This window comes from Acinetobacter sp. B-6 (assembly GCF_056930735.1).
Genome location: NZ_JBXPBY010000004.1, coordinates 88,088 through 104,818, shown reverse-complemented (window position 1 = coordinate 104,818; position 16,731 = coordinate 88,088). Strand labels below are relative to the sequence as shown.

The 16,731-nt window shown below is 39.1% G+C and carries 15 protein-coding genes and 1 pseudogene; 9 read left to right on the top strand and 7 right to left on the bottom strand.

Going from position 1 to position 16,731, the window contains the following annotated elements; genetic code table 11:
• Window positions 1–79: 79 nt before the first annotated feature.
• Window positions 80–3,487, bottom strand: a complete 3,408-nt coding sequence (locus AC1Z3T_RS06555; RefSeq protein ID WP_100886035.1) for an Rne/Rng family ribonuclease — start codon at window positions 3,485–3,487, stop codon at window positions 80–82.
• 767 nt (window positions 3,488–4,254) lie between these two features.
• Here AC1Z3T_RS06555 and AC1Z3T_RS06550 point away from each other — a divergent pair.
• From AC1Z3T_RS06550 to AC1Z3T_RS06530, 5 genes and pseudogenes are all read left to right on the top strand, one after another.
• On the top strand, window positions 4,255–5,193 hold the full coding sequence (locus tag AC1Z3T_RS06550; RefSeq protein ID WP_004826533.1) for an RluA family pseudouridine synthase: 939 nt from the start codon (window positions 4,255–4,257) through the stop codon (window positions 5,191–5,193).
• Between the two features lie 200 nt (window positions 5,194–5,393).
• On the top strand, window positions 5,394–6,062 hold the full coding sequence (locus AC1Z3T_RS06545; protein ID WP_042088484.1) for an HAD-IA family hydrolase: 669 nt from the start codon (window positions 5,394–5,396) through the stop codon (window positions 6,060–6,062).
• 76 nt (window positions 6,063–6,138) lie between these two features.
• On the top strand, window positions 6,139–6,849 hold the full coding sequence (locus AC1Z3T_RS06540; protein WP_309170321.1) for a helix-turn-helix transcriptional regulator: 711 nt from the start codon (window positions 6,139–6,141) through the stop codon (window positions 6,847–6,849).
• Window positions 6,850–6,896: 47 nt separating this feature from the next.
• On the top strand, window positions 6,897–7,502 hold the full coding sequence (locus AC1Z3T_RS06535; protein ID WP_100886033.1) for a glutathione S-transferase family protein: 606 nt from the start codon (window positions 6,897–6,899) through the stop codon (window positions 7,500–7,502).
• A 453-nt stretch (window positions 7,503–7,955) separates the two neighbouring features.
• Window positions 7,956–8,060, top strand: a pseudogene (locus AC1Z3T_RS06530) (IS982 family transposase); the annotation flags it as partial.
• Window positions 8,061–8,160: 100 nt separating this feature from the next.
• On the opposite strand, the gene AC1Z3T_RS06525 reads toward AC1Z3T_RS06530, so the two are convergent.
• The 3 genes from AC1Z3T_RS06525 to AC1Z3T_RS06515 all read right to left on the bottom strand — a co-directional run bounded on the left by AC1Z3T_RS06525 (window position 8,161) and on the right by AC1Z3T_RS06515 (window position 10,790).
• Window positions 8,161–8,838 (bottom strand): DUF1345 domain-containing protein, encoded by a 678-nt coding sequence (locus tag AC1Z3T_RS06525; RefSeq protein ID WP_100886032.1) that lies wholly within the window; start codon window positions 8,836–8,838, stop codon window positions 8,161–8,163.
• Between the two features lie 305 nt (window positions 8,839–9,143).
• Window positions 9,144–10,049: a DNA-binding transcriptional regulator HcaR gene (gene hcaR, locus AC1Z3T_RS06520; RefSeq protein WP_100886031.1), complete on the bottom strand. Its 906-nt coding sequence runs from the start codon at window positions 10,047–10,049 to the stop codon at window positions 9,144–9,146.
• 291 nt (window positions 10,050–10,340) lie between these two features.
• Complete coding sequence (locus AC1Z3T_RS06515; protein ID WP_005035550.1) at window positions 10,341–10,790, bottom strand: GNAT family N-acetyltransferase; 450 nt, start codon at window positions 10,788–10,790, stop codon at window positions 10,341–10,343.
• A 128-nt stretch (window positions 10,791–10,918) separates the two neighbouring features.
• Between AC1Z3T_RS06515 and AC1Z3T_RS06510 the strand changes: the two genes are divergently transcribed.
• The 4 genes from AC1Z3T_RS06510 (at window position 10,919) to AC1Z3T_RS06495 (ending at window position 14,251) form a co-directional block, all read left to right on the top strand.
• Window positions 10,919–11,857 (top strand): cation diffusion facilitator family transporter, encoded by a 939-nt coding sequence (locus AC1Z3T_RS06510; RefSeq protein WP_004826547.1) that lies wholly within the window; start codon window positions 10,919–10,921, stop codon window positions 11,855–11,857.
• Window positions 11,858–11,859: 2 nt separating this feature from the next.
• Window positions 11,860–12,990: an MBL fold metallo-hydrolase gene (locus tag AC1Z3T_RS06505; RefSeq protein ID WP_004826549.1), complete on the top strand. Its 1,131-nt coding sequence runs from the start codon at window positions 11,860–11,862 to the stop codon at window positions 12,988–12,990.
• 24 nt (window positions 12,991–13,014) lie between these two features.
• On the top strand, window positions 13,015–13,533 hold the full coding sequence (locus AC1Z3T_RS06500; protein ID WP_009586173.1) for a hypothetical protein: 519 nt from the start codon (window positions 13,015–13,017) through the stop codon (window positions 13,531–13,533).
• Window positions 13,534–13,600: 67 nt separating this feature from the next.
• Window positions 13,601–14,251 carry a hypothetical protein gene (locus tag AC1Z3T_RS06495; protein ID WP_004826553.1) on the top strand — a complete coding sequence of 217 codons (651 nt, stop codon included), beginning with the start codon at window positions 13,601–13,603 and terminating at the stop codon, window positions 14,249–14,251.
• Window positions 14,252–14,253: 2 nt separating this feature from the next.
• On the opposite strand, the gene AC1Z3T_RS06490 is transcribed toward AC1Z3T_RS06495, so the two are convergent.
• The 3 genes from AC1Z3T_RS06490 to AC1Z3T_RS06480 form a co-directional block, all read right to left on the bottom strand.
• Entirely contained in the window at window positions 14,254–14,652 is a 399-nt protein-coding gene (locus AC1Z3T_RS06490) for a DoxX-like family protein (protein ID WP_004826555.1), read from the bottom strand.
• The gene (locus AC1Z3T_RS06485; RefSeq protein ID WP_100886030.1) at window positions 14,630–15,085 is read right to left on the bottom strand and encodes a thiol-disulfide oxidoreductase DCC family protein; all 456 of its coding nucleotides are present in this window, start codon (window positions 15,083–15,085) and stop codon (window positions 14,630–14,632) included. Before AC1Z3T_RS06485 ends, AC1Z3T_RS06490 begins: the two co-directional genes overlap by 23 nt.
• A 91-nt stretch (window positions 15,086–15,176) precedes the next feature.
• On the bottom strand, window positions 15,177–16,697 hold the full coding sequence (locus AC1Z3T_RS06480) for a catalase (RefSeq protein WP_004826559.1): 1,521 nt from the start codon (window positions 16,695–16,697) through the stop codon (window positions 15,177–15,179).
• Between the last annotated feature and the right edge of the window lie 34 nt (window positions 16,698–16,731).

The window sequence follows — 16,731 nt, the reverse complement described above, 5'->3', positions numbered from 1 at the left end:
ATTCAAAATAGCAAAAAAACCTAGCCATCGAAATGACTAGGTTTCCTTTAATCGCTATATTTTAAGCAAATTTGCTGAATTACTCCGCAGCAGGTGGTGTCGCTTTTTTCGGTGGACGTCCACGAGGGCGACGAGGGCGAGCAGGTTTTTCTTCTGTTGCCGCAACATCTGTCTTAGATGTTTCTGCCTCATCAGAAGTTGCTGCTGTATCTAAAGCTAAAGCTTGCTGTGCTTTTTGTGCTTTCTCTGTCGCGGCTGTTGCGCTTTTAGACGGTTTTGCTACTACTGTTTCAGTTGCTGTAGCTGTTTTAGCTGCAACAGGCGCTACTGTGGTTTCTACAGTATTTTCTGTTGGTGCTTTTTCTTCAACAGCTTTCGGTGCAGAAATATCTACAGTTGCTGTGTCTTCAGCTTTAGCTTCAGCTGGCGCTACGGGTTGTGCTTGTTCTTGATTTTGCTCAAGTTCAGCCTGATGCTCTTGCTTTGCTTGTACCGCAGCCTGTTTTGCTAAACGACGACGTTCGCGAGGGTCATTGGCTACACGACGGTCATTTTCAGGTTTTGGTGGAGTTAAGTCTAACACTTCAGCAGGTTGTGCTTCTGGTGCTGCTTTTGTAACAGCAACATCACGTGTCACAGGTTGCTTCGCAGGTTCAGCAGTTTCTTGAACCGTTAAGGTTGCAGAATACTCTTCTGTGAACTTAAGCAATGCACGATTGAATGTTGGAATTAGACCAAATTGTTCAATCAATACCGCACAATCATCACCATAGACATGGCGAATCAAAGAACCAACTGAGTACTGGTTTAATGTCGGTACTTGTGAAGGTCTGATCTTTGGTGTTGCTGCTTTTGCTTGTGCTGCTTCACGCTGTTGACGACGTTTTTGACGAGGATCATTGCTCGCACGTTGAACAGGTTGCTGTACTTCAGCCTTTTCAATACTGAGCTCTGGTTCAGCCTGTGCATGCTGATTTTCTTCAACAGGCTTCGCCACAGGTTGAGTTTCAACAGGGCGAGGTGCTTTTGCGACAGTTTCGCCTTTTTCATGACGATCATGTTTCTTCGCTTTTGCAGGTACTGTGGCTTGTTGTGGTGTCAATGCAACAATTTCACTTTGCGCCTGATCAAGATTGACCACCAATGCAGTTGTCATTGACGCATGTTGTGGTGCATCAATAATTTCAACTTTTGGTTGTTTCTCTTGAGTTTGAGCTAACTCTACAGGCGCGTTGTGAGGCGCTGATTGTTGCTCATCATTAAATACGCTGCTGTCGCGATGGCGATTTGGGCGATTTGGGCGTTGTTGATGATTGCGATCACGACGTGGAACAGCTTGCTCATTGTTGCTATCAGCCTGTTGATCGTGTTGTGAACGCTGTTGCTTTTGTTGGCGACGTTGATCACGTTGCTCTTGACGCTGTTCTTGGCGTTGCTCTTGACGAGTCACTTGAACAACTTCTTCGATCACTTGATGCTGATCATTCGCTTGTTCACGAGACTCTTTATGCTTATTGCGATTTTTGTTTTTATTGTTGCGTTGAGATTTTTCTTCTTTCTCAACATGCTTTTCATATTCACGCGGTTCTGACTTTTGAACAGGTGTATGTGAAAGATAAGCATTTGTTTCAGGAACAATCTGAGCTTCAATCGCTGTTGAAGCATGCTGATTGATTTGACCAAACTGACCACGGCTGACAGCTCCACCATTAATCATTTGCTCAATTGCTGCTGCTGCATTATTTGCAGTGCGTGATTGATCAATGGTTGCAGCTTGTTTTTGTACAAACAAGTTTTCTAACCAAGCGCATGGGCTTGATGATGTTTGAGCAATTTGTGCTGGTACTGCTTTTTGAGCTTGAGCAGGTTGTTGCTTTCTATTTTGCTTATTGTTTTGAGCTTGAACAGGTGCTGTATTTTGCTGAGTCTGTTCTTCTTCCAAATGCCATTCAGAAGATTGGTAACCCAATTCTTTTTCACTTGAACGTGTTGCTTCTGTACGCTCATAGCTTGTCGGCGCAAAGCCTTCTGGGTTATACGAAATTTCGTAATGCGGTGTTTCTAAATGCGGGTGAGGGAGTACAGTCACGCGTACATTTGAGGTTTGCTCTAAGTAAACTAGGCTGTGACGTTTCTCATTTAATAAGAATGCCGCAATTTCAACAGGCACTTCAACTTGAACTTCACCATGACGTTCACGAAGCGCGATTTCTTCAACCTTACGCATGATTGAAAGAGACAGTGAGCGTAAGTCACGTACCATACCTGTACCGTGACAGCGTGGGCAGACATAACCTGTTGCTTCTTCCAATGAAGGACGTAAACGTTGACGGCTCATTTCCATCAAACCAAAACGTGACAATTGACCAAACTGGATACGTGCACGATCACTTTGTGTTGCTTCACGAAGTTTGGCTTCAACCATACGTTGGTTACGTTCTTTGGTCATATCAATAAAGTCGATTACAACCAAACCACCGATATCACGTAAACGTAATTGGCGCGCAATTTCTTCAGCAGCTTCTAAGTTGGTGCTTAACGCAGTTTCTTCTACGTCGTGACCACGTGTTGATTTTGCTGAGTTGATATCAATTGAAACCAATGCTTCAGTTTGGTCAATGACAATCGAACCACCTGAAGGAAGTTTGACTTCACGTTCATAAGCCGTTTGAATTTGGCTTTCAATACCAAAGTGAGCAAACAATGGTTCATTCAAGGTATAGGTTTTGAGTTTATCCAATTGATTTGGCATCACTGCTTTAACAAAGTTATAGGCTTCGTTATATGCTTGCTCTGAATCAATTAAAATTTCTGCTACGTCATCACGTAAGTAATCACGAATTGCACGTGTTACCACACCTGCTTCTTGGTGAACCAACATTGGTGATGGACCAGAGTTCGCTGAGTTTTGAATTTGCGCCCAAAGGTCCAATAAATGTTGTAAGTCGAGTTGTAGTTCTTCTTGTGAGCGACCAATCCCCGCAGTACGTACAATGACACTCATACCACGTGGAGTGTTCAATGATGCCAACATCTCTTTCAATTCTTCACGAACTGATCCAGAAATTTGACGACTGATACCGCCACCTTTTGGATTGTTTGGCATAAGCACCAAATAGCGACCAGCAAGTGAAATATACGTCGAAAGCGCAGCACCTTTATTGCCACGTTCTTCTTTTTCAACTTGAACTAAAAGTTCAGTACCTTCTGTGATTAACTCACGAATATTTGAAGTTTGACGAGGGTCTGCTTTGTAGTATGTATTGGCTATTTCGCGCATCGACAAGAAACCTTGACGACCTGCACCATATTCTACAAATACAGCTTCTAAAGAGGGTTCTACGCGAGTGACATGCCCTTTATAAATATTGGCTTTCTTTTGCTCACGGGTACGATTTTCTAAGTCGAAATCATAAAGACGGTGACCAGTGATGAGTGCAACGCGAACTTCTTCTGCATGTGTTGCATTAATCAACATACGTTTCATGGGTGTAACACCTAATAGTGATTCACACCAACAACTCGCTATCTGTTTAAGTGAAGCGAACATCTGAATATTGGATCAAAACTCAAACCATCAGTACATCTATATGATTTCAGTAATGAACCCACTTGTTTTGAGCAAGCTTGGGCTTTTGATACCTGTATTGATGCTGCAATACTTCTTTAATCTTTGCACAATTAAAGTTTTGAGGCTTTCACTGGTACTCAAAGTGGTGCATTGGATGACTGATTTGTTCGTCTTTCACTATCACATTGCTCGAAGAGTCTCTCAACTTTGGTGAGAGCGTCTTGATACGGAATGATCATCGTATCTTTACAAATTGTGCAGTTCCAATGCCTCAAACACTTATGTCCTGAAAAACACTCTAAAGCGACTTGTCTGATGTGTATCAGTTTATGTTTAAAAACCAACGTCTGGGTTGGCGACATATATTTTTAAACAAACCGATTTCTGTACTTTAAGTACAATTAAACGCAACAGTTTGTCTTTTTGCCGATATAATAAAGCCTTCGGCGTCGGCATATTCTTTTGGGACCTTTCCGCATCTGTCGTGAGGTTTACCTTTTATATTCCATTTTCAATGGGTGAAAGGAACATAATAAACTTCACTTACGGTGGTATCCGTGCGCTGACTATAGCAAACCTTGAATCATCTGCCTATGGGCTATACACTTATTTTGTATGAAAAGTATAGTCTAAATGATCAGTTTTTAATCAAATTTTAGTTTTTTATTGGATCACGTAACTGTATGAATTCTACGCAACAATGGCAAAGTGTCACTTGGTTTGAAGTGGACGAGCATCAAGAAGGTCAACGCATAGATAATTTCTTGTTTACGCGTCTTAAAGGTGTGCCAAAAAGTCGGATCTATCGCTTAATTCGTGAAGGGCAAGTACGCGTCAATAAAAAGCGTATCAAGGCTGAAACTAAATTGGCAATTGGTGATCAAATCCGTGTTGCTCCCATTCGATTTGAACAGAAAGATGAAACGGATGCTCCTGTGTCTGATAAAGTCGCACAGAGTTTACTCAGCCGTGTAATTTATGAAGATGAAGGGTTGATGGTGGTCAATAAACCTTCTGGAATTGCTGTACATGGGGGGAGTGGCGTAGCGTATGGTTTGATTGAAGGCTTGCGTGCAGCAACAGGCAAAAAATATTTAGAGCTGATTCACCGTATCGACCGTGATACTTCTGGTTTGGTCATGGTCAGTAAAAAACGCAGTACATTAAAAACACTACAAGACTTGCTGCGGGAGCATAAGATTCAAAAAACTTATGCCGCAATCGTGAAAGGGCAGGTCAGTCTGGATCGTCAACTTATTGACCAACCATTATTGCGTTATGAGTTATCTAATGGCGAACGTCGTGTACGTGTGTCAAAAGATGGTAAAGAATCTAAGACGCAGTGGAATGTTGCTGAACGTTTTATGCATGCCACTTTGGTCTATGCGTCACCTCTTTCAGGGCGTACCCATCAAATTCGTGTGCATGGATTAAGTATTGGTCATCCTCTGGTTGGGGATGAAAAATATGGTCATGAGACAGAATATCGCGGACCAAATCCACGTCGCTTATGTTTGCATGCGATGCGCTTGGAAATTCCGGGTTATCCTGTGATTGAAGCGCCTTTACCCGAAGATATGCAGAGTTTGGTTGCACAGCTAAGAGCACAAAAGAAAGATTAATTGGATCAAACGATCCTATTCTTTTGCTTTATAGCATGTGGAAATTTGATGATCAAAATTTCCACATGTTTAAAATAAGTGATGACTTTAACCTGTCAAGGATGAAAATAAATCAATATCACCTCTCTTGGTCTGTGATACGGTAACCTTTATCGGGAATGTAAAGACCCAATCAACGGAACACATATTGGAAGTAATTCATGCAAAAGCCTGTAGAACTGATTGTCTTTGACTGGGATGGAACATTATTTGATTCAGTTGGGCAAATTGTTGAAAGTTTATTATTTGCTGCAAAAGTCTATGATCAACCCTTAACGCCTGAAGCAGCTAAAAGCATTATTGGTTTAGGGTTGCCTGAAGTGGCACAAGTGCTATTTCCTCAAGTTCCTGCATTGCATGCAGATATTTTGAAGTGTTATGGCGATCATTATGTTGAACACTCTAAAGATGATCAGTGGTTCGCTGGCGTCTCTGAGATGTTGTACGATTTAAAAAATCAGAATATTAAATTGGCTGTTGCAACAGGGAAAAGCCGTCGTGGTCTAGATCGAGTTTTAGCTCAAACACAAAGTCTTGAATTATTTGAAGTCACGCGCGCAGCCAATGAGACTAAATCTAAGCCAGATCCTTTGATGTTGACTGAAATTTTAAATTACACGGGGATGGATGCTACACAGGCGATTATGGTGGGGGATACCTCATATGATCTGGAAATGGCGCAAAAAATTGCAATGCCGCGTGTGGGTGTGAGTTATGGTGTGCATAGTGTTGAGGTACTGAAAACATTTAATCCCTTGATGATTGCCAATAATGTGACTGTTTTACATCAATTTTTAAAGACGCAAATCAATACTTCTGAAGTCGCTTAAATGTCTCTTTACGTTGTTTGTATATGGCAAACAACGTCTTTACTCAAAAGCAAAAAACATTACAAGAAAATTTTTTATGAGCCGCTCAATACGATTACTCACTTTACTCCAACATTTACGGGAACAACGTTATCCGATTACTGCACGCCATTTAGCCGAGCATTTAGAAATCAGTGTTAGGAGCGTTTATCGGGATATTGAAAGTTTACGAGATCAAGGTGTTCATATCGAAGGCAGTGCAGGTTTAGGTTTTCAGCTCAAAGAAAACTTTTTGCTTCCCCCGATGAGTCTGGATGAAACAGAAGTTGAAGCAGTGTTTTTGGCACTGCATTGGTTAAAATCTGTGCCAGATCCCGCATTGAAAAGTGCCTCACATTCCGTCTTAACGAAGCTCAATGCAGTGCTTCCAAAAAATAAACAGGAATTAATTAATGAAACCATGCTTCGTTCTATCAATCACTGGTTGGCTGTTGATGAAAAAACTGTAGAACAGGTGCGTTTGGCAATCCGCTATCAAGTCAAAATTGAAGTCGATTATTTAGATGAAAAACAGAATATTTCTACACGAGTACTTTGGCCATTTGTGTTGGGCTATTTTAATGACAAAATGCTTTTGGCTGCGTGGTGTGAATTGCGCGAAGACTTTCGAAATTTTCGTTTAGATCGCATTCAAAAAATGCATGTGTCAGAAACGGTCTATCCTGAATTTAAACGTCATCTTTTTCAGGCATGGTGGCAAAAAGAGCAAGAAAGGAAATCAAACACACATGCTCCTGACAAAAACTGACAATACCCACGTTTATATTATAACAACCACAATAAAGGAATGGAAAAATGGGCTTAAAACTATATACCAACGCACAATCTAGAGGTCTTGTGATTGAGTGGCTATTGATTGAACTTGGTGCTGAATTTGAAAAAATTGAGTTGGCGTATCATACTGAAATGAAATCAGAATCTTATCTAAAAATTAATCCATTTGGGAAAGTGCCAACTTTGGTTGATGGCGATATTGTGATTTATGAAATGGCGGCAATTTGTGCTTATTTGGCAGATAAATTTTTTGATCAAGGTCTTGCACCTGCATTAGATGATCCAAAACGTGGCTTATATTACCGTTGGTTACTCTTTGCTGCTGGTCCGTGGGATGCAGCCAATTCAGATCGCGCATTAAAAGTTGAAATTTCTGATGACCAAAAAATGTATATCGGGTATGGGAATTTTCAGGATACTTATACGGCTTTAATTCAAGGCTTGGAACAAGCTCAACCCTATCTTTGTGGTGAGCAATTTACCGCAGCGGATGTTTTTGTGGGCTCGATGCTATTTTGGCAATTAAAGATGGCACAGATTGAAAGTCATCCAGCAATTGAAAAATATCTTGATGCAGTCAAAAGTCGTAAAAATTTAAAAAATCCTCAATCGCTTTTTGCAGAGTAACTTTCAAGACCATGCAAAATCAGAAATTAGACTGGTTTTGCATCATTGTCTTGAAAAATTGAGGTATTGCTGAGAAGAGAAAAATTATATTTTATGGTATGAGTTTTTAACAGTTACGCGAATTTCAACTCTCTAAGTACTTAAAAAAAAGGACATAACACAATTTAACCTGAGCTCGATAAAAATTCTTGATGAAATATGATACTCGGAAACGTCATCCGCAGTTGTTTGAGGCAGGACTACTTCTATAAGGTATTGTTTCTGCGACTGATCGAATATGTAGCTGGTCGTTGACGAGTTTTGCGGATGACAATGGTTTTGCATACTTTTGCCAAAACAAAAGTATGGCGAGCCGCAGGCTGATCCTGAAATTGGGTGAGAACTCAGCAAGACTCCGCAGAGACTTATTTTTTTTCAATGAGTTGAAGATATAGTTGCGTCGAACTCACGTAATTTAGAATTCAAAATGTGAGGGCTAGGGATTTATGGCATTTAACTCATCGGGTCATGCGAAAAATTCTTTCGCATTCAGTTTCAGTTATTTTAAATTTTCAATGAGGTCATCCGCCTTTACAGTTGGAAAACCTAATTAAAAGTTGAGAGTGGCGTAACAGTTTTACGATATCAATGATTTGAACTCACGTGGCTATATCCGTGTTTAGATAAAACCTGCCGCAACATTAATACAGATTGCCAAAATTGTAGTGTTAAACCCATAGGCCAAAAGGATATGTAAAATATTTAAGACACGCATTGAGCGAGAAGTAATGGATACATCAGCGGTTTGTGCAGAAGTACCGATCACATAACTAAAATATAGAAATTCAGGATAGGTTGGTTCAGGTGTTTTGGGAAAATCCAATCCGCCATCTTGATGCTTTGCCACAGCCAAATAAAAATCATGTGCATAATGAATGGCAAACACAGTATGCATAAATAACCATGCGAAAATAATGGTCAATATCGCCAAGCTCAAATGCCCAAATTTAAACATTGTATTGCTGGGCATATGTGAGAGTTCAACCACAATTGCAATGAAGCACATCACTAAAGCAAAGATGACCAAAAGTAAAATAATCCACTTACTGGCATCCTGTTGTTGGGCTCGCTTGAGAATGTGGGTTTGATGGGTTGCCCATAAAGTCTTCATGGTCAGTACTAGATAGATCATGATTGCGATATTCCAACCGAATAACAATTTGGTTGACCATGCCAAATCTGTACTTAGCCCCAATACAGCATAAACCACAAAAGTGATAAGAAAAGTAATAAAAAAATAGGGACGAGATTGAATCCCTGTACGAATATGATGAAATGTCGATATCGCCACAATCATTCAGCCTTTACTATCATTGTTATGATTATTCAGAAATATCTTAACTGAAATAGCATCAGATGATGAGACTTATGTTGTCGTTCTTGATTAAAGAAAGTGAAAAGCTTCGGTAATCCCCCATTCTAATACTTTAGAGGATATTTTTCTCTAAAATGAGAAATATATGCGATTGAAAGTAACTTATTCAAGTGTATTTGTTGCTTTCAAAGATGAATAAGTTTCGCTGTTTGTGAGCATGAGAATGTCTTAAGCACTCTGTGCGATGAATCATGTAAATACAGCATGATTTTATCCCATAGCAACATTTAACTGTCTATACGGTTGATATCAAGATGGAACGTTTTTGTCAGTAAAGCCATAAATTTTTGTACTGCAACAGCGTGGGTAAGTTTCTTATAGCTGACATATAAGTCTAAATAAGGAAGTTCAACATCTAATGGACGAATGATGGTATTACTCATTGCCAATGGAGCGATATAGCCAGGCACAATACTACAACCGAGCCCCATACCCACAGAATTGATATGAGATAAAATATTGTCTACTTTTTGCACAACATTAAATTCAATATGATGCTGCTTCGCAAAGTCTAAAATAGAATTGTGTAATGTACCTGATGGCTCTTCCGCAGGAATCACAAAATCAACGCCATTGAGTGCTTTTACTGGAATACGCTCGTATTGTGCCAGTGGATGGTCTTTAGGCAAAATAAAAATGAGTGGTTCACGCAATACAAATTTACTTTCGATTGTATCATTATGAAAATTATGCCGAGTAAAGCTGATATCCAAATCACCTTTTTTGATGGCACGTATTTGTTCGTGATTGTCTAAGCTGAGTAGCTCAATCTTTAAATCAGGGTTTTGAACTCTGAGATTGGGCAACACATAAGGGAAGACTTTCATTTCAGCAACAGGTACAAAACCTATGCGTAGTAATTGTTGTTTTGCCTTAGAAACTTGTCGAGCCATGGCAACAGCCTTATCTGCTTGTGCCAAGGTGAGACGTGCTTGCTCAAGAAAAACAGCACCTTCTTCTGTCAGTTCGACTTTCCGTTTGGTTCGATGCAATAGTTTGACACCGACATCTTCTTCAAGATCTTTGATTTGTTGGCTGAGTGAGGGCTGTGCAGTATAAAGCCTCAATGCTGCTTTACTGAAGTTCAGCTCTTCAGCCACAGTAATGAAGTATCTTAGGTGTCGTAATTCCATATAACTCGTCCAAAGAATAATCCAAAAAAAGTCTTATTAAGATTTTGCAAGAGTATAATCGATAAACAATGATCAGGTGAAGATGGTTATAGTATTTAGAAAATAAATGGATTATTAAAACCCATAGGTATTTCAATATAGAAAATCCTCTTTTAAATAATTCTTAAAATATATTAATGAACAGCAATTCAATATTTAATCATTATTCTTTTAACTACAACTTTTTGAGCTTATTACCGTATGAGATGATCTAGATTTATCTCATACGGTATACAGGCTTTATCGTCTTGATTACTTTTTCAGTTTCAAATGCAAAATTGGAAAGGGATTACCTTCCGCATCAAGTTCAGAGCGCGCCATTTGTTGAAAATTATGTTTAAGATAAAACTCTAAAGCGCGAGTATTTTGTTCATTGACATCCACTTCATCCGCACCTAATTCAAAAGCTTTTTGAATCAACAGTGAGCCAATACCTTGATCAAAAAAAATAGGGTTTACAAATAGCATTTCAATTTTTTTATAAGCTAGCCCCATAAAACCTGCAATTTGCTGTTCGCGTTCCACATGAAACAATTTTACATGGTCAAAGTAATGGTGCTGAATGATTAATTCTTTAATTTGCAGAATATGTTGTTCATTTAAAAAATCATGTGTTGCACGTACAGATGCCTCCCAAATTTCTAATAATTGTGGGTGGTGCTTTGAATGAGTCATTAGAATAGGGGTTAAATCAGATTGCATAAAAAGATTCACTCAATTGTGAAAAGCAACAAAAAATAAAAATAAATCACAAGTTGTTTGGTTAATATGAGGCAGGATAGGTATAAAAATCAAATTGATGTATTTGATGATAAAAAGCAGGACAATAAATGTCAGATTCCAACAAAATTGTTGTATATGCAGCACTTTTGGGCAATTTAGCAATTGCTTTGGTAAAGTTCATCGCCGCTTATATCACCAATAGTTCTGCTATGTTGAGTGAGGCTGTTCATTCTGTAGTCGATACACTCAATGAAATTTTATTATTGTATGGCTTAAAGAAATCTCAGCAACCTGCAAATTATCAACATCCTTTTGGCTATGGTCGAGAGTTGTATTTTTGGGCATTTATTGTTGCATTGTTGGTTTTTGCATTGGGTGCAATGGTTTCAATTTATCAGGGTATTCAACATATTCGTCATCCAGAAGTTATAGAATCACCTTTGGTGAATTATGTTGTACTTGGATTTGCAATGCTGTGTGAAGGAACTTCGTGGTTTATTGCCTTAAAAAGCTTTAAGAAAATGAAAGGGAAAATGGGCTATTTTGAAAGTTTCCGCCGCAGTAAAGATCCTACGACATTTACAGTGCTTTTTGAGGATTCTGCAGCATTGATCGGCTTGATCATTGCCTTTGTTGGTATATTCTGCGCACAACAGTTTGATTTACCTATATTGGATGGTATTGCTTCAATATTGATCGGTGTGGTTCTTGCAATCTCTGCTTTACTTTTAGCCAGAGAGACGAAAGGACTACTGATGGGTGAAACTGCTGATCCAAAACTGCGTCATAATGTATTAGAGGTTGCTCAGGAAGATCCTGCCGTATATTCAGCAAATGGTGTATTGACTGAACAAATGGGTGCTCATCAGGTGATTGCATCATTAAGCTTAGAGTTTAAAGATGGTTTAACTTCTGATGAGATAGAAGCCTGTGTCAACCGAATTGAAGTAAAGATTAAAAGTATTCATCCCGAAATCGTGGCATTATTTGTCAAGCCACAAACACAGCAAGTTTGGCTTGAAAGAATGAAAGGGCGTTTAGAGTAATCATGTCGAAACAAGAGCCAATCGTCCGTTTGGATGATAAAACGGTACAAGACCATACAATGCAAGAAAAGACAATTCAATCTGAGCATATACAGCAATTGCATTATCGAATTGATACTGAAAATTGTTTGTCACACACCTGGTATAAACCTGTATTTAGTGTAATTGGTTCTAAGCAACACAATGGCGAACGTTTCTTTAATGAAGTACGTAAACCACAAGGTCGTAGCCGTTGGGATCTTATGAAGTGGCTGGGAACACGTAAATCCTATACTTGGAATGTAGACACTCAAAAAGAAGCAGCAGAGTTTTATGCAACTAAGCGGCTACTTCCGCAAAATCGCCAAGAAGTCGATGATCACGATTGGCAAGTCTGGTTTGTGAGTCATGCCACAGTGTTGGTACAAATAGGTCCTTATAATTTCTTAACTGATCCTGTTTGGGCAGATTATGTCAGTCCAAAACATGGTCGTGGTCCAAAACGCGTTATTCCAGCAGGAATTGCTTTAGAACAACTTCCAGAAATTCATGCTGTTTTATTGAGTCATAATCACTATGACCATATGGACTTAGCAACATTGAGATGGTTGCATAACAAATTTGCGATGCCGATCTACACGGGTTTAGGCAATGCCAGTTATTTACCTAAAGAATTTCATGTGATTGAAATGGATTGGTGGCAATCTGCACTTTTTAAAAACTTAAAAATCGTTTATACCCCAGCACAACATGGTTCTGGTCGTGGTTTACGTGATCAAAATATTGCCTTGTGGGGTGGATTCTCGGTCGTGTCTGAGCATGGTCATTTCTTTTTTGCAGGCGATACAGGCTATGGACCACATTTTAAAGAAATTCAAAAGCGTTTAGGTGCACCACGTATTGCACTATTGCCTATTGGTGCATATGAACCGCGCGCGTTGATGAAATATATGCACATGAATCCACAAGATGCATTTCAGGCACATTTAGATTTACAAGCTAAACGCTCTTTGGCGATACATTACCGTACTTTCCAATTGACTGATGAAAATCGTGATCAGCCTGAACTTGATTTACAAAAGGCCATGAAGAATTCATCGAAAATGGTGAATCCATTCTATTGCATTCGTGAAGGACGTAAATTGGTGGTCTAACTTATATTAATGGTTGAGATAAAAATGATAAAAATAGCTTTAAGTACACTGTTGTTGAGTTTGACATTCACTTCGGTTGTGGCAAAACCTGTAACAGTTGCAGCAACTGATGCAACAGATTGTGTTTCAGATGAGCTGTGTGCTGTTGCAGAACAGTTGACGATGGCAACATCTGAGAGTTCATCATCTGATGATTCTGAACGGATTAAGCCTCTTCATGAAAAATACGATTTAGACACAGGGGATGAATGGAAATTAATTCACCAGCATGCAGATACCCAATTTTTTGAAAGTATCACCACCATATCTGATGGTAATCAACTTATCCAAGCTTGGGTGAAAAGTGTAAATCCGAAAAAACAATATACAATTAATTATTATCAACTATTATGTAAAGATCGGACATTTACTCGACTGGAACAATTTAAGAGTCGAGATGATCAGGATTATAAACGGGTCAAAAGAGTAGAGCATTATCGTCAAACACAACCTTTTGATCAGGCAGGTGAATTGCTTCCAGTTTTAGAAAAGTTATGTTTATAAATTAAAATGGATGAACTTAATTAGAACAAAATATTTATGCCTGATTAAAAAAAGAGGGAGCTGAACAATGAATACAATTCAATGTTTCCTGCTATCACTAGCATTATCTAGCACTGCTTTTGCAGAGAATCAAAATCTAAAAATTAATCAAACTGTTTTTGAGTTAAAAAGTGCCTCAAATCAAGATGATGTCGGCTTTATAAGCAATGATATTGAACTTTATCGGCATGGCAAAAAACTTTTAACGCATACCCTATATGCAACATCTGGCGACTGTAGTATCACTCAAATCGAAGTAGGTGATTATGCAGTCAAAGATAATCAGATTATTTTTTATAGTTACTGGGCTGCCGCGGATCGACAGGGGATATGGAGTTATCCCTATGGCGTCCGTAAACAAACTTATACTGTAGATGCAAAGGGAAATGTTAAACTAGTAAGTGCGTTACTTTACGTTGAAGATGTCATGGATGATCCATTAAAGATAAATCCTGACGAAGGCTATCTGCAATTTCTACATCACCCACCAAAAACCAAGCAACAGCAACGTATATTGAATGATTATGTTCAAACTATGCAAACCCAATATAAAGGGCGTTTTGTTCATGGACAGGAACGGGCTTTGCTAATTAAAGAAGTAAAAAGCAGATTGGCGAAACAAATTGCTCGTGAAACTCAGGGATGGAAAGAACAGTTTGGCAACAATGCCCGTATGTAAATTTACGAATGTTTAGCAGTGTCCAAAAGCTGTAATGCAACAATCGACAGTGCAGCCATAGCTGTATTCATGATAAAGGGATTAAAACCCTGAACAAAATAGTGTGGATAAACAACTGCAACCACGACGATAAAGAACAGCATTGCCATGATATTTAAATAATGTAGTACCTTTGATTGTCTAAAAATTAAAAACAATATGCCAAATATGATTTCTCCAACGCCAGAGAGTTGGATTAAGCTTGGAATGCTCAGGAATTGAATCCCTGTAAATTCCCAAAACTGCTGTTCTTCAATGACCTTATATATGACTTTAGGCACCAAGCCTTGATAAATCCATAATACAGCTAAAGTGATTTGGATACTCAATAAGGCATGGCTAATTGCTTGAAGTGGATTCATAAACAACATGTTCCAAAAAATGGTGTTGATGATGTGAAGAAATGAATAGGCATTGATCTGTGGTACCAAATAGGCGATAGCGATTTAAAGCGATTCGGCGATACACAAAGTTTCGGATAAACTTTGGAATTAAATAACCAATTTTTAATCCAGAAAAAGGAAAGCCTAGTTCTTCAATGACTTTTAAAAATGCTGTAGATTCACGGCTTGCTTGTCCATTTTTAATCACCAACATGGTGTCAAAGTGTTCAGTGGGCATTTGATAGTAGTTTAAAATGGATTGACCCAGTGGAGATTGAACGGAAGCCAACTTAAATCTTGCTTGAGTATCATGCTGGATTAAAAACTTTGCCCAAGCATTGCATAACACACAAATTTCATCGAATAAGATAATGTCATATTGTTGAATGATCTCTTCAATTTTCTGTTGCATGTTTGCACTCTAGATGGGAGCTTTTTTTCAATATAGTTGATTTATAGACAATAAAAAACCACCCGAAGGTGGTTTTTCATGTTTCTATCAATTATAGAAAACCAGGATGACCTTTTGCAGGATCACTGTCTCGAGCAGCTTGCGCATCGGCAACGCTGAGTCCTAATGCTTTTGCAACACCTTCGCCATATGCAGGATCACATGCATAGCAGTTACGGATATGACGATACTTGATGAAGTCTAAGGCATCGCCCATTGCACCCGCCGTATTGTCAAATAAAGCTTGTTTCTGTGTATCATTCATTAAGTTGAACAAGGCACGCGGTTGGCTAAAATAGTCTGCATCATCCTGACGGAAATCCCAATAATCGGCATCACCACTGATTTTTAATGGAGGTTCTTTAAACTCAGCCTGTTCTTGCCATTGACCAAAACTATTCGGTTCATAGTGCGGTAAGCCACCATAGTTGGCATCTACACGACCTTGACCATCGCGATGATTGGAGTGGACAGGGCAACGTGCAGCATTGACCGGGATCTGTTGATAGTTCACACCAAGACGGTAACGTTGCGCATCTGCATAGTTAAAAAGTCGTGCTTGTAGCATGCGGTCAGGTGAGACGCTGATTCCTGGCACTAAATTACTTGGTGCAAACGCTGACTGTTCAACATCCAAAAAGAAGTTTTCAGGATTTTTATTCAGCTCAAATTCACCAACATCAATCAATGGATAATCTGCATGTGGCCAAACTTTGGTGAGGTCAAATGGATGATAAGGAACTTTTTCTGCATCAGTTTCTGGCATGATTTGAACTTGAAGTTTCCACTTTGGAAAGTTGCCATTTTCAATTGAATCGAATAGATCACGCTGGTTACTTTCGCGGTCTTTTGCTACGACTGCTTCAGCTTCGGCATCAGTTAAATTTTCAATGCCTTGTTGTGTACGGAAATGAAATTTCACCCAAAAACGTTCGTTGTTTGCATTGATGAAGCTATAAGTATGGCTACCGAAACCATGCATATGACGGAAGCTTTTCGGGATACCGCGATCAGACATTACAATCGTAACTTGATGCAACGCTTCTGGTAATAATGTCCAGAAATCCCAGTTATTGGTTGCACTACGTAGATTGGTTTTAGGATCACGTTTTACGGCTTTATTTAAGTCTGGGAATTTACGTGGGTCACGCATGAAAAATACAGGGGTATTGTTTCCGACAAGGTCCCAGTTACCTTCTTCAGTATAGAATTTTAATGCGAAACCACGAATATCTCGTTCTGCATCTGCTGCACCACGTTCACCTGCGACTGTTGTGAAACGAGCGAACATTTCTGTTTTCTTACCAATGTGTGAAAAGATTTTAGCGCGTGTGTACTGTGTGATGTCATGAGTGACAGTAAATGTACCAAAAGCACCAGAACCCTTGGCATGCATGCGACGCTCTGGAATTACCTCACGTACAAAGTTAGCGAGCTTTTCATTTAACCATAAATCTTGTGCAAGCAGAGGACCTCGTGCGCCTGCCGTTAAACTATTTTGGTTGTCTACAACAGGTGCACCAAAAGCAGTTGTTAGGTGGGTGACAGGGCATTTTTTTGAGTCTTGGCTCATTCTATTTCTCCATTTTTAATTAATCATGTATTCA